Here is a 12,252-nt window from a genome sequence, read left to right on the forward strand (position 1 = left end):
ACACGGTCAAGCACCCCCTCTTCGCCCGGACGCGCTCTCGACTGCGAACGCTGCTTCGCTAGCGACGTGAACGCACTGCCCAAAGGCACGCCCGGCTCATTCAATCCAAAACTACCGCGGGGCGCTTTCCTCAGGAGCCCTCTTTCGAAGAGCGTAATCCGGAGTTTGGGACACTACTTGAGTTGAAAGCTCCTTCTGGTCATGCGCGTCATTGCCTGCAATTCCGCCTACGGCCGAGGAGGCATCGGCCAGCACTTTGCCCAGCTGGTTGAGGAGGCCCGGGCCCGCGGGATGCTCGGGCGGTACTACGCCCCGGGGCTCAAGGCCGACGACGAGAAAGGGCGACGCGTTGAGAAACGGCGGTGGCACGACTGGGTGGTGCAGTACACGCCGGTGCGCTTCAGTCCTGGGTGGCGGAGCGTCCTGTACAACGAGTTCTTCGACCGCCAGGTGGCCCGCCGGTTGGACGCGCCCCTCGGGCGGTTCATGGGCTTCGTGGGGAAATCGCTCCGCAGCTTCCAGCGGGCCGCGGCCCTCGGCGCCGAGCGGCTCGAACTGGTGGCCGCGAACAGTCACGTTTGCAACGTGAAGCAGCGCCACGACTGGGCCGACGAGCAGCACGGCCTCGGGGACAGCTGGCTCAACGCCGCGCAGACGCGCAAGACGCGTCGGGAGTACGAGATGGCCGACGCGATTTACGTGCATTCCGAGTACACCCGCCAGTCGTTCCTCGACGCGGGCATCCCGGAAGACGCGCTAGAGCGCACCTTCCTGCGGGTTCACCCGCACTTTCAGCCACCGGCGCGGCGCCCCGACGACGACACGTTCCGGGTCGTCTACGTGGGCCGCGTAGAGGCGACGAAGGGAATCCCGCTCCTGCTCGAAGCGTTTTCCCGGCTCTCGATGCCCGACCGGCAACTCACCCTCGTCGGCGGCTGGTCGACCCGGCGCATGCGCAAGTACATGGAGGAGTGGCTCACCGACGAGCGGATTCGCGTGGCGCCCGGCGACCCGCGCCCCGCGCTCCACGAGGCCGACGTGTTCGTGCATCCGACGTACGAGGACGGCTTCGGCTACGCCCCGATGGAGGCGCTCGCGTGCGGGGTGCCGGTCGTCGTGACCGAGGACACCGGCATGAAGGAATACGTCCGCGAGGGCCGAAACGGATCCGTGGTGCCCACCGGCCGCGTCCCGCCCATCGTCGACCGATTGGAGCATCTTTATCGGCACTCGCTGTCTGCGACCACGTCCCTCCTTCCCCCTTCGTACGACAAGGAGCGGACCGCGCCCCTCGCGGACGTGCTGGCGGAGGCCGGATGTGACGGGGGATAGGGGCGTCTTGCCGACCGCTCCGACGCAGCGGGGGCACTCTTCTGTTTTCGCGGTAGCACCAGACGAACGATGCGCATTGGCCACTACGACGCTCGGCTCTGGGCCCAGGGCGGCATCGCCTCGTACGTCCGGCGTGTGGGCCAGGCCCAGGCGCGAACGGGGCACGACGTGGTCTTTCTGTGCCGCGCCAGCGAGGGCGACGCGCCCTCGAACACGCTGGAGGTCGAGAACGACCGGGCGCTGTTTTCTGCGGCCCAGGCTCGGGGGCTCGACGTGCTCCACCTGCACGGGCCCGTCGAGACGCTTCCAGAGGACCGCGTGCCCACCGTCCGCACCGTACACACCAACGATGCGTCCTGCCCATCGGGCTCGCGGTACCTGAAGCGAACCGGGCAGCCCTGCGATCGCGACTACAGCGTCGCGGGATGCCTGTGGGGCCACCTCGTGGACCACTGCGGCAGCCGCCGTCCGCACAACACCTGGGCCAACTTCCAGCGCATCCAGCAGGAACAGACGCAGGCCGCGGCGCTCCCGACGATCACGGTGAGCCGGTTTCTCAAAGAGCAGATGATCCGGTCCGGGTGTCCGGCGGAGACCCTGCGCGTGCTCCACTCGCCGGCCCCGACCCTCTCCGGAACGTTCTCCCCCCCGCCCCGGCGAACGCCGCCCCATTTCGTATTCGCGGGGCGCATCGAGCCGCAGAAGGGCCTGGACTGGCTGCTTCGGTCCCTCGGCGCGGTGGACGCGGACGTGCACCTGGACGTCGCCGGCACGGGAGACGAGGGGTATCTGGATACCCTGGACCAGCTCGTCGCCGACCTGGGCATTCGGGAGCAAGTGACGTTTCACGGCTGGCTCGACGAGGACGCGGTGTACGCCCTCATCGAGCAGGCGCGGGGGGTCGTCGTCCCCTCGGTGTGGCACGAACCGGCTGGTCTCGTGACGCTGGAAGCGGCCGCCCTCGGGCGCCCCGTCGTCGCGAGCGAGGTCGGTGGCATCCCGGAGTACGCTACCGACGCGTTCGCGCTGCGCGTGCCGCCCCGCGACACGGAGGCGCTCGCCGGGGCCATCACGACCCTTGCGCGCGACCCCGACCGGGCCACCGCGATGGGCCGTCGGGGGCACGACCAGGCCCGGTCCGAGTTCGCAATGGACCGCTTCCTGCGCCGCCTCGACGCCTTCTACGACGACGTTCGATCCTCTACGCAGCAGCCCGTCTCCTCGTGACGATCGACCTCGTGTTTCCGGTCCTGCCCCCGGCCCTCGACGGCATCGGGGACCACACGGCGCGGCTCGCCGAGGCGCTGTCGGACCGAGCGTCGGTGCGGGTGCTCACCGCCCAGGCCGAGGCCGCCCCGATCCCCGGCGCGACCGTGGAGCCGGCCTTCTCCTGCCCGCCCCGGCGCGGCGTGCTGGCGCTGGCCGACGCCGTCGCGGCCGACCCGCCCGACTGGCTGTTCCTGCAGTTCAACCAGTTCAGCTACGGGCGCTGGGGATTGAATCCCTTCCTGCCAGCGGCGCTCTACCGGATTCAGCGGCGCTGCCCGGGCACCCGCCTCGCGGTGCTCTTCCACGAAGACTTTCTGCCGGCCAGCAGCTGGCGGAATGCCCTCATGACCACCTGGCAGCGCGCACAATTCTGGGCACTGGGCCGCCTGGCCGACCAGGTGTTCTTCTCCATCGAGCCGTGGGTCCGGCAGTACCGGTCGTGGTTCCCCGAGACGCCGGTCGACCACCTGCCCATCGGCTCCAACATCCCGCGGGTCGAGGCCGAGCGGGACGCTGTGCGGCGCCGCCTGGGCATCAGCGAGGAAACGTTCGTCCTGGGCGTCTTCGGCTCGCTGCACGCGTCCCGGTTGCTCCCGCACATCCGCGCGGCCGACGATGCGGTCCGTCGCGAGACTGGCAACGCCCTGCTCCTGTACGTCGGGCCCGACGGCGAGGACGTCCGGCGCGCAATGGACGGGCGTGCCGTCCTCGATGCCGGGCGCCTACCGGCCCGCGCCGTCTCGCGCCACGTCCAGGCGATGGACGTGTACCTCGCCCCGTTCGTCGACGGGGTGTCCACCCGGCGGGGCTCCTTCCTCGTGGCCCTCCAGCACGGCGTGCCCACGGTCGGCACCCACGGACCACTGACCGACCCGATGCTTTCCGATCAGGACGGCGAGGCATTCGTGCTCGCGCCGGCCGACGAGCCGGACGCATTCGGGCGAGCGGCCGCCGCATTGTATCGCGCTCCGAGGCGGCGCTCCGAGATGGGGAGGGCGGCGCAGCACCTGTTCGAGAGCAACTTCGAATGGGACACCATTGCCGACCGGGCCCTGCGTGTCCTCACTACTCATAACCGCCCCCCAGTGTCGGCATGAACGTTCTTATCCTGATGCCCCTCGCCGAGCAGCGCGGAGGCGCCGAGCAGATGCTCCGGGTGCTCCTCAAACAGGTGGACGGGATCGAGCTCGATGTCTCGGTGGTCTTCCTCGAAGAGGGGCCGCTACACGCCGAGTGTCGGGACATGGGGATTCCGAGCCGGGTCGTGCCGGCGGGTCGGCTCCGGAACCTGGGCCGGTTCCTGCCGACCGTTCGCCGGATCGCAGAGGCGACCGAGCAGACGGGGGCCGACCTCATTTTTAGCTGGATGGCGAAGGCCCACCTCTACGGGGTGGCGGCCTCATGGATGACCGGCGTTCCGAGCGCCTGGTACCAGTTTGGGCTTCCCCAGAGCACGACGTGGCTGAACCGGCTGGTGTCCCTGCTTCCGGCGGCGGGGATCGTCGCGTGCTCCCGCACGGTGGCCGAGGTCCAGCGGGAGCAGTGGCCGCACCACGCAACGAAGGTCGTCCGCCCCTGCGTGGACCTCGATCGCTTCGACCCGACGACGCTCCCCTCCCCTGCAGAGGCCCGCCAGGAACTGGGCCTCCCCCACGACGGGCCGCTCATCGGCATGGTGGGCCGGCTGCAGCGGTGGAAGGGAATGCACACGCTCGTCGACGCCATGCCGCAGGTTTTGGCCCACCATCCGGACGCCCACGCTGTGATCGTCGGAGGGACGCACCCGGGGGAACCGGGGTACGCGACCGACCTCGACCACCAAATCGCGGAGCGTGGACTGGAGGATCGCGTCGTGCGCGTCGGCTTTCAGTCGGACGTGCCGCGCTGGATGACGGCCATGGACGTGTTCGTCCACGCCTCCGATCGCGAGCCGTTTGGGATCGTCATTCTCGAGGCGATGGCGCTGGGCACGCCGGTCGTGGCCGGGGCCCGCGGTGGCCCCACCGAGATCATCACGGAGGGCGAGGACGGATTGCTGGCCCCCTACAACGACGCGGAGGTCCTGGCCCGGCAGATTCGCCGGTATCTCGATGATCCGGACTTTGCGCAACGCGTGGGGACCGCCGCTCGCCAGCGGGCCCTACACTTTGCCCCCGAGGCGTATGCCGAGCGGTTCGCGGGGACAATCACGGACCTCGCCCGGGAGCCGACCAGCGCCTCCAAGAAGATGCGCCAGATCTTCTAGGCGGTGTTGGGCGAAAGGTGACGCTTCCCTGTGCCGTCCGACTGCATTTTTGGATGTGTCTCTACCTCGCAGCTCATTCTGCATAACCTCGTCGTCATGGGTTCCGCGTCGTGGCGTCGGCTCAACTGGTCCATACAGTTCTCGGGAAGGGTGGGGGTGTATCTGTTCGGGCTGGTCGGGACCGGCGTCCTCATTGCCCTGCTCCTCCTGGATCAGGTCCGGGCCGCAGTGGCCTTTACCGCCCTCGTGGGGCTGGTTGCGATGGCCATGATGCAGATGCGGCTCGCGATCGTGGCGGCGCTCGTCTTCCTGATTGTTCTCGGGGATCTCCGGCGGCTTCTCCTCCCCGTGGCGGAATGGTCCGGAACGGATCCACTCCTGGTCGTGGGACCGGCCTTTGCTCTCATCGCCACGGGGTACACCTGGGCGTCGGGTCGTCTCTCCTTCGACACGCCCGCCGCGAAGTGGATGCTTGCGGTCATGGCGATCATGCTCGTCCAGATTTTCAACCCCCGCCAGGGGGGACTCATCGTGGGGGTCGCCGGCATCATGTTTCAGTTGGTCCCCCTCCTCTGGTTCTGGCTGGGTCGGGCGTACGGACACCGGGACGTCCTACAGACCCTTCTCTTCCGCGTCGTGCTCGGACTGTCGGCACTGGCCATGCTGTTTGGTCTCTACCAGAGCCTCGTTGGATACCTGCCGTATCAGCTTGAGTGGTACCGTACGGCCGGCTATATCGCGCTGGGCACCCCGGAGACGGGCCTCGCCCCCATCACCTTCTTCGCCTCGAGCTCCGAGCACAACATTTTTGTCAACCTCGGCCTAATCCTCCTGTGGACGCTCGTGCTGTTCAGGCATTGGGAAGCACTGTGGCCGATCCCCCTTTTCTTCGGAGCCCTGCTCCTTACAGGATCGCGAGGGCCGGTCGCCAAGGGACTCGTGACGATGGCCGGGCTGTGGGCCATCCTGGGCCCCTCCCTGAAAACCTGGGTGCTGCGCGGGGGCCTAGCGCTGATCATCGCCGTGGGGGGGCTGTACCTCGGCCTTTCTGGGCTCACCCAGCGTCTGAGCGGGGCCCCGAAGCACATTCAGGCCCAGATCGAGCGGCAGGCCGCGGAGTTTGTCCACGGGTCGGGGAGCCATCAGGGAAGCAGCACGGCCAATCACCTCGGCATGCTCCTGTACGGGTACCGGCTCGGCCTTCAGCGTCCGCTGGGCCATGGGCTCGGGGCCGGGACGAAGGCGGCGAAGAAGTTCGGGAACTTCGGCACCACAGAAACGGATCTGGGCGACTCCATTCGGGCGCTCGGCATTCCGGGCGGGCTGGCGTACCACGGCCTCGTGTTCGTGCTGGTGCTTACCGGATTTCGACTCTGGCGGCGAGAGCGGAGCCCCCTCAGCATGGCGTTCCTCGGGTTCATGGGCATTGCGTTTCTGGCCTGGTTGAGGGGGGGACACTACGCCGTCACGCCGCTGCTCTGGTTCTGCCTCGGGGCCATGGATCGCTTGTGGAAACAGGAAACGGTAACGGAGTGAGATGGAGATTGGCATCGTAACAAATGAGATTGGCCCGGGGAGTGGACAGGGTCGGGTCAACTACGAGGTGGCCCAGGCTGCGTGCGAGCGGGGGCACCACGTGGTTCTTCTGTCGAGTGAGGTGGACCCACAGCTGGCCGCAGCCCGAAACGCGACGTGGATCCAGATTTCTGCAGAGAACTGGCCGACCCGGCTGCTGAAGGACCAGGTTTTTGCGTGGCGGAGTGCGCGCTGGCTCGAGGCGAATGCGTCCCGACTCGATGTCGTCCTGGGGAACGGGTGCAACACGTGGTTCTCCCCGGACTTCAATGCCGCCCACTTCGTGCACAGCGCGTGGAAAGAGTCTCCCGTGCACACCTCGCAGGTCCAAACGGGTCCCTACGCGTGGTATCAGTGGCTTTACACGACGGTGAACGCCTACTGGGAAAAGAGGGCCTTCAGGGAGGCCGGAACGGTCATCGCCGTGTCCGAGCAGGTGCGGAACGAGCTTGTGGACGCCGGAATCCGGCGGGACGCCATCCGGGTGGTCCATAATGGCGTCGATACGAGTGAATTCAAGCCGGGGCCTGCTGAGCGAGCCGACTTGGGCCTTCCGGAGAACGTCCCGCTGGCCCTGTTCGTCGGCGAGATTCGTACGCCCCGAAAGAATCTCGACACGGTTCTCGAAGCCCTCGATTCCGTCCCCACGCTGCACCTCGCGGTCGCGGGACGCCGGGCGGAAAGCCCCTATCCCGACATGGCCCGCAGACTTGGACTGTCCGACCGCGTGCACTTCCTGGGCTTCCGGAAGGACGTGCCCGATCTCATGCGCGCGGCGGACCTCTTCGTGTTTCCCTCGCGGTACGAGGCCTGCTCGCTGGTCCTGCTCGAAGCCATGGCGTCCGGGCTCCCCATCGTCACGGCCCAGACGGCGGGCGGGGCCGAACTCGTCGAAGATTGCTTCGGGCGCGTGCTGCCCGACCCCAACGACGAGCAGGCGCTTGCCCAGGCCCTCGATTCCCTGATCGGAGACCCAGAACAGTTGGAGGACATGGGCCGCGCGGCGCGATCAGCCGCCACGCACCACACGTGGTCGAACATGGCGAACGAGTACCTCGCTCTTTTCGAACAGGAAGATTCGCGTTCGTAGCTGTTATTCCCCACGATTCGCATGATTCGTCGTGCCCTGCAGAAGATTAAGTTTGAGTACACCTCTTTCGTTGCCCGAGACCCAGCCCGCGCTCCCTTGTACTGGCCCAACATCTGGTGGCAGCAGTACAAGATCTGGCGGCATTACAGAGACGAAGGGGCTTCGCCGGGAGCGTGCTTCGTGAGCTCCGATACGGAGTTCGTCCTGGACGGCTTTCAGGGCTCGGCCAACAGCTTCGCCGCGGCGGCCTTCCAGGCCAGTCAGGAACGCCAGGTGGCGATGGCCCACCACATGCACGCCCCTGCCCAGATCATCAAGGCCGTCCGGAAGGGGATTCCCACGCTGGTGACCCTTCGTGAGCCGGTGGGAACGGTGCTCTCGGTGACCAGCCGGTGGCCGTACATTTCTGTGCAGCAGGCCCTCCGGAGCTACGTGGGGTTCTACGAAAAAATTGGCCCGTACCGCCGAGGGTATGTGCTCAGCACGTTCGAGGAAACCACCCAGCATTTTGGTCGCGTGATTCAGCGGGTGAATGATCGGTTCGGCACTGACTTCGACGTCCGCGATGACGCTCTTGAGAGGATGAAGGCCAAACACGGCCCGGAGAACCCGAGTGCGACCGAGCGGCACGAGCGCCAGGTCCTGAAGACTGAAAAGGCGGATGAGCTGGAGTCTCTCGACTGTGCTGAGCTCCTGCGTGACGCCAGAGATGTCCACCGCAGAATGAAGGCGTCCGTAAAATGAAGCGTCCTCCCCGAATCGTACGAGTCCTGAGGGCGGAGAATGTCGGCGGGGCACCGGAGGCGTAAAACGGAACCCTCGATGGATTCACGTTCCAAGCAAGTCAGCGAGGCCTTGCCATCTACGGGGTCTTTTCAATCGTTGCAGGTGGGCATGGAGTGGCTCCCGGAGTCTCCGGGGAGTGGGGTGGGGCGCGTGTACCATGGACTGATTCGGCACCTGCCCGGGGAAGGAGTGGGGGTGTCCGGGCTCGTCACCGGCTCGCCGCAGGTTTCGGCTTCCGGCGCACCCGTCCAGGCCTTCGCGGCGCCGGATGCATCGCTTCCTCGTCGACTCTGGCGGTTGCGCTCCGCCGTTCGTTCCCGCACCGCAGAGCACCGCCCCGACGTCGTCGCCGCTCACTTTGCGCTCTACACGCTTCCTTACCTCGACCTCCTGGACGACATCCCGCTGGTGATCCACTTCCACGGGCCCTGGGCGCGGGAGTCGGACGCCGAAGGCGACTCGGCCCTCGTGGTTCGTCTCAAGGGGTGTGTTGAGCGCATCGCCTACCGACGCGCACACCGGTGTATCGTGCTCTCGGAGGCCTTCAAGTCGCGGCTGGTGCACACGTATGGCGTGCCCGCGAACCGGGTGCGCGTGGTGCCCGGCGGGGTGAACGTGGACCGGTTTGACGTGGCCCTGTCCCCCGCCGACGCCCGGACCCGGCTCGGATGGCCCCCCGACCGGCCGACTCTCCTCGCCGTCCGTCGACTCGTGCGGCGGGTGGGGCTCGGGACCCTTGTGGATGCCATGCAGCACGTTCGAGCCCGCGTGCCCGACGCGCTTCTCCTGGTCGCTGGCAAGGGCCCTCTCGCCGACGAACTCCGAACGCGCATTCGGCACCACGACCTGGACGACCACGTGCGGCTCCTCGGGTTCGTGCCCGACGAGGAGCTTCCGGTCGCCTACCGCGCCGCGGACCTGTCGGTGGTGCCCACCCAGTCGCTGGAGGGGTTCGGGCTCGTAGCGGCCGAGTCGCTGGCGGCGGGCACGCCCCCGCTGGTGACGCCGGTGGGCGGCCTCCCCGAGGTGGTCCGCGATCTCTCCCCCGACCTCGTGATGGAGTCTGCCTCGACCACGGCCCTCCAGGAGCACCTCGTCGCGGCTCTGAACGGGTCGCTCTCGCTGCCCGGTGGGGCGGAGTGTCGCGACTTCGCGGCTGCCTACTACGACTGGCCGGTCGTCGCCCAACGCGTCCGTGCAGTCTACGAGGAGGTGCTATGAGCAATCCCCGCGTTCTCTTTTTGGATCAGGCCGGGGTGCTGGGCGGGGCCGAGCTGTGCCTCTTGGACGTGGCCCGGGCCTTCCGGACGACCAGTCGCGTCGTTCTGTTCGAAGACGGGCCTTTTCGGGAGCGGCTCGAGGATGCCGGAATTCCCGCGGAGGTGTATCCGGCCCCGCCGGCCCTGCTGGACGTGAAAAAGGCGGCTGGCTGGACATCGGCCCTCCGGGCCGTGCCCGGCCTCGTTCGGCTCACCGCACAGGTCGCCCGCGCGGCGCGGGACTACGACGTGATCTTCGCCAACTCGCAGAAGGCGATGCTCGTGGCGGGGCTCGCTGGGATGATGGCGCGTCGTCCCGTCATCTGGAGCCTGCACGACATGCTCACCGCCGGGCACTTCAGCGCGCTCAACCGACGGGTGGCCGTGACGGGGGCGAATTGGCTCGTGGACCACGTCATCGCAAACTCGCGGGCGACCCAGTCTGCATTCCGGCGGGGTGGAGGGCAAGTCGAAAAGACGACGGTCGTACACAATGGAATCGACGCTGGCCCGTTCGAGGCGGTCGACTCCTCCGACCTTGAGGCCCTGCGCGAGGAGCTCGATTGCTCGGGGGCCCCGCTCCTGGGCGTGTTCGGTCGTCTGGCGCCGTGGAAAGGGCAGCACGTGGTGCTGGAGGCGCTAACGGACCTCCCCGACGCCCACGCGCTGCTCGTCGGCGACACGCTGTTCCGGGGCGACGAGCCCTATGAGGAGACGCTACGGCGCACCGCCCGGCACCTGAACGTCGCGGACCGGGTGCACTTCCTCGGCTTTCGGGACGACGTGCCGCGGCTCATGACGCTCGTGGACCTCGTCCTGCACACCTCGGTTGCCCCCGAGCCCTTCGGGCGCGTAATCGTGGAGGGCATGCTGGCCGGAACCCCCGTCATTGCGACCCGCGCCGGAGGCCCCACGGAGATCGTGCGGGAGCCGGACACGGGCGTGCTCGTCCCGCCCGACGATCCCCAGGCGCTGGCAACGGCGGTCGAGGATCTTCTCTCGGCGCCCGACCGCACCCGCTCGATGGGCCGGGCCGCGCAGGCCTACGCCCGCCGACACTTTTCCCTCGACCGGATGCGGCGGGGCGTAGAGCGCGTCATTTCCGAGGTGTGCCGGGACCCTCGCTAGCCGACCGACGCTCCCACGAACCACGAATACGGCGTGCTACTCATGAGCGCATCCGAACCGGTTTGGGAATCGTTTGCCCAGGACGCTCCTTACTGGTACGTGGACATGGCCCACGACGGCGACATGGACCGCTTCTGGCGCGAGGGCCGGCGGACGGCCCACCACCTTCTGGAGCACGCCCGCCCCCATCTTCAGCAGACGCATCGTGTCGTCGAAATCGGCTGTGGGGTGGGCCGCGTTCTGCTTCCACTGGCCGAGCACTTTGATCGCGCCGTGGGCGTCGACGTGGCCCCCACCATGCGCCGCCTGGCCCGGACGCACGCCGAGGAGCGCGACCTGCCGGTGCGCGTGGTCGAGCCGGGTGCGAACTGGGACGACGCCGACACGGACCTCGTGGTTTCGCACATCACGTTCCGGCACATCGACCAGTGGTCCGTGATCGACTCGTACATTCGTCGGACGCAGGGCACGCTGAATCCTGGCGGCGTGGCCGTCTTCGGGTTCGACACCCGTCCCCGATCGGTGCTGTACCGGATCCGCAACGCGCTCCCCGACCTGCTCTTGCCCAAGGCGTGGCGCCGGGGGGCCCGGGGGATTCGTCGCCCGCCCGACACGATTCGTTCGGCGATGGCCGAGGCCAACCTGTCCATCGTGGACGAGGTCGACCGCCGGAGCGCACACCACACCTTCGTCGCCGTCCACTCCGAATGAACCGCTCTGTCGAACGTGCGCCCTCATTGATCTTCGATCCCCGGGGCACGCTCCGAGAAAGCCAATTGTCGACATCCATCGAGTCGCTCCTCAGACGGATGTAACTTTCCACGTTCGATTCTCATTCGCATCTTGGTCAGCAATCGGGGAAGGCGGTCCGTCGGCCGGTGGCTCCCTCCCACGGAGGGGCTCCTGGGACGGCCCCAATGGTCCGGACCCTCTTCGGTCACGGGTCGCCCTCCGATCAGTCCGTTCGGGGCGTACCTGCAAGAGCTGGCATGAAAGTTGATCCATCCAACTGCCGTGGGAGAAGAGCCTTCCTTCTACACGGATCAAGGCCAGGATGCGAGTCGAGATTTCCCTCACACTGTTTCTTGTCTCGGTTGAGTTTGGACGAGCTGCGTGGTCCCCCTGCAATTCTCTCCGCGTCCTGCTCCCCCGATTCCTCCGCCGGATTCAGGAAGTAACGGGCGGGGCGCTCGTTTCTGTGTCTCTACTCGCACTTCTTTCTGCCACCGTTCTGGCCTTTACGACGGTTCCGCGCTCGAACACCGTGACGTTACCCGTCGAAGTAATCGGGCCGGACGGGCACACGCGATCCGTCACGGTCGGCGCTGATGACGTGTCGCAGGTCGACAGCCTGTATCTCCGGGCGTACTCGATCGGGTATCCCTACTGGGAGGAGTACGACGTATCGAAGGCCTCCGTTCGCATCAACGGCGGGCCGTGGACCGATCTGACCGACGCCATCGCGACCTGCAAGTATCCGGAGTCCGCATTTGACTGCATCGACGGCCCGTACCACACCCTCCGGCTTGAGGTGGCCGTCGCCGACGTCGGCGGCACACTCGTGGATG

10 protein-coding genes and 1 pseudogene are annotated in these 12,252 nt (G+C 67.3%); all 11 read left to right on the forward strand.

From position 1 onward, the window contains the following. The first annotated feature begins 201 nt into the window (after positions 1-201). Positions 202-1,332 carry a glycosyltransferase family 4 protein gene (locus ABEL04_RS12665; protein WP_375802757.1) on the forward strand — a complete coding sequence of 377 codons (1,131 nt, stop codon included), beginning with the start codon at positions 202-204 and terminating at the stop codon, positions 1,330-1,332. A 69-nt stretch (positions 1,333-1,401) separates the two neighbouring features. Next, complete coding sequence (locus ABEL04_RS12670) at positions 1,402-2,559, forward strand: glycosyltransferase family 4 protein (RefSeq protein ID WP_375802758.1); 1,158 nt, start codon at positions 1,402-1,404, stop codon at positions 2,557-2,559. Next, positions 2,556-3,698, forward strand: a complete 1,143-nt coding sequence (locus tag ABEL04_RS12675; protein WP_375802759.1) for a glycosyltransferase family 4 protein — start codon at positions 2,556-2,558, stop codon at positions 3,696-3,698. Before ABEL04_RS12670 ends, ABEL04_RS12675 begins: the two co-directional genes overlap by 4 nt. Then, on the forward strand, positions 3,695-4,846 hold the full coding sequence (locus tag ABEL04_RS12680; RefSeq protein ID WP_375802760.1) for a glycosyltransferase family 4 protein: 1,152 nt from the start codon (positions 3,695-3,697) through the stop codon (positions 4,844-4,846). The genes ABEL04_RS12675 and ABEL04_RS12680 overlap by 4 nt, the downstream gene beginning before the upstream one ends. 96 nt (positions 4,847-4,942) lie before the next feature. Further along, positions 4,943-6,382, forward strand: coding sequence for a hypothetical protein (locus ABEL04_RS12685; RefSeq protein WP_375802761.1), 1,440 nt, complete (start codon positions 4,943-4,945; stop codon positions 6,380-6,382). A 1-nt stretch (position 6,383) separates the two neighbouring features. After that, positions 6,384-7,511 carry a glycosyltransferase family 4 protein gene (locus tag ABEL04_RS12690; protein ID WP_375802762.1) on the forward strand — a complete coding sequence of 376 codons (1,128 nt, stop codon included), beginning with the start codon at positions 6,384-6,386 and terminating at the stop codon, positions 7,509-7,511. A gap of 21 nt (positions 7,512-7,532) precedes the next feature. Continuing rightward, complete coding sequence (locus tag ABEL04_RS12695; RefSeq protein WP_375802763.1) at positions 7,533-8,255, forward strand: hypothetical protein; 723 nt, start codon at positions 7,533-7,535, stop codon at positions 8,253-8,255. Positions 8,256-8,405: 150 nt separating this feature from the next. Further along, positions 8,406-9,518 (forward strand): glycosyltransferase family 4 protein, encoded by a 1,113-nt coding sequence (locus ABEL04_RS12700; protein WP_375802764.1) that lies wholly within the window; start codon positions 8,406-8,408, stop codon positions 9,516-9,518. Further along, on the forward strand, positions 9,515-10,684 hold the full coding sequence (locus ABEL04_RS12705) for a glycosyltransferase family 4 protein (protein WP_375802765.1): 1,170 nt from the start codon (positions 9,515-9,517) through the stop codon (positions 10,682-10,684). The genes ABEL04_RS12700 and ABEL04_RS12705 overlap by 4 nt, the downstream gene beginning before the upstream one ends. 42 nt (positions 10,685-10,726) lie before the next feature. After that, complete coding sequence (locus ABEL04_RS12710; RefSeq protein ID WP_375802766.1) at positions 10,727-11,395, forward strand: class I SAM-dependent methyltransferase; 669 nt, start codon at positions 10,727-10,729, stop codon at positions 11,393-11,395. 343 nt (positions 11,396-11,738) lie between these two features. Further along, a pseudogene (locus ABEL04_RS12715) lies at positions 11,739-12,252 on the forward strand (hypothetical protein); the annotation flags it as partial.

It is taken from the genome of Salinibacter sp., from assembly GCF_042218895.1.
GTDB lineage: Bacteria > Bacteroidota > Rhodothermia > Rhodothermales > Salinibacteraceae > Salinibacter.

Coding starts and splice junctions, on each gene's coding strand:
- ABEL04_RS12665 (WP_375802757.1), top strand. CDS start 202: ATGCGCGTCATTGCCTGCAATTCCGCCTACGGCCGAGGAGGCATCGGC.
- ABEL04_RS12670 (WP_375802758.1), top strand. CDS start 1,402: ATGCGCATTGGCCACTACGACGCTCGGCTCTGGGCCCAGGGCGGCATC.
- ABEL04_RS12680 (WP_375802760.1), top strand. CDS start 3,695: ATGAACGTTCTTATCCTGATGCCCCTCGCCGAGCAGCGCGGAGGCGCC.
- ABEL04_RS12685 (WP_375802761.1), top strand. CDS start 4,943: ATGGGTTCCGCGTCGTGGCGTCGGCTCAACTGGTCCATACAGTTCTCG.
- ABEL04_RS12690 (WP_375802762.1), top strand. CDS start 6,384: ATGGAGATTGGCATCGTAACAAATGAGATTGGCCCGGGGAGTGGACAG.
- ABEL04_RS12695 (WP_375802763.1), top strand. CDS start 7,533: ATGATTCGTCGTGCCCTGCAGAAGATTAAGTTTGAGTACACCTCTTTC.
- ABEL04_RS12700 (WP_375802764.1), top strand. CDS start 8,406: ATGGAGTGGCTCCCGGAGTCTCCGGGGAGTGGGGTGGGGCGCGTGTAC.
- ABEL04_RS12705 (WP_375802765.1), top strand. CDS start 9,515: ATGAGCAATCCCCGCGTTCTCTTTTTGGATCAGGCCGGGGTGCTGGGC.
- ABEL04_RS12710 (WP_375802766.1), top strand. CDS start 10,727: ATGAGCGCATCCGAACCGGTTTGGGAATCGTTTGCCCAGGACGCTCCT.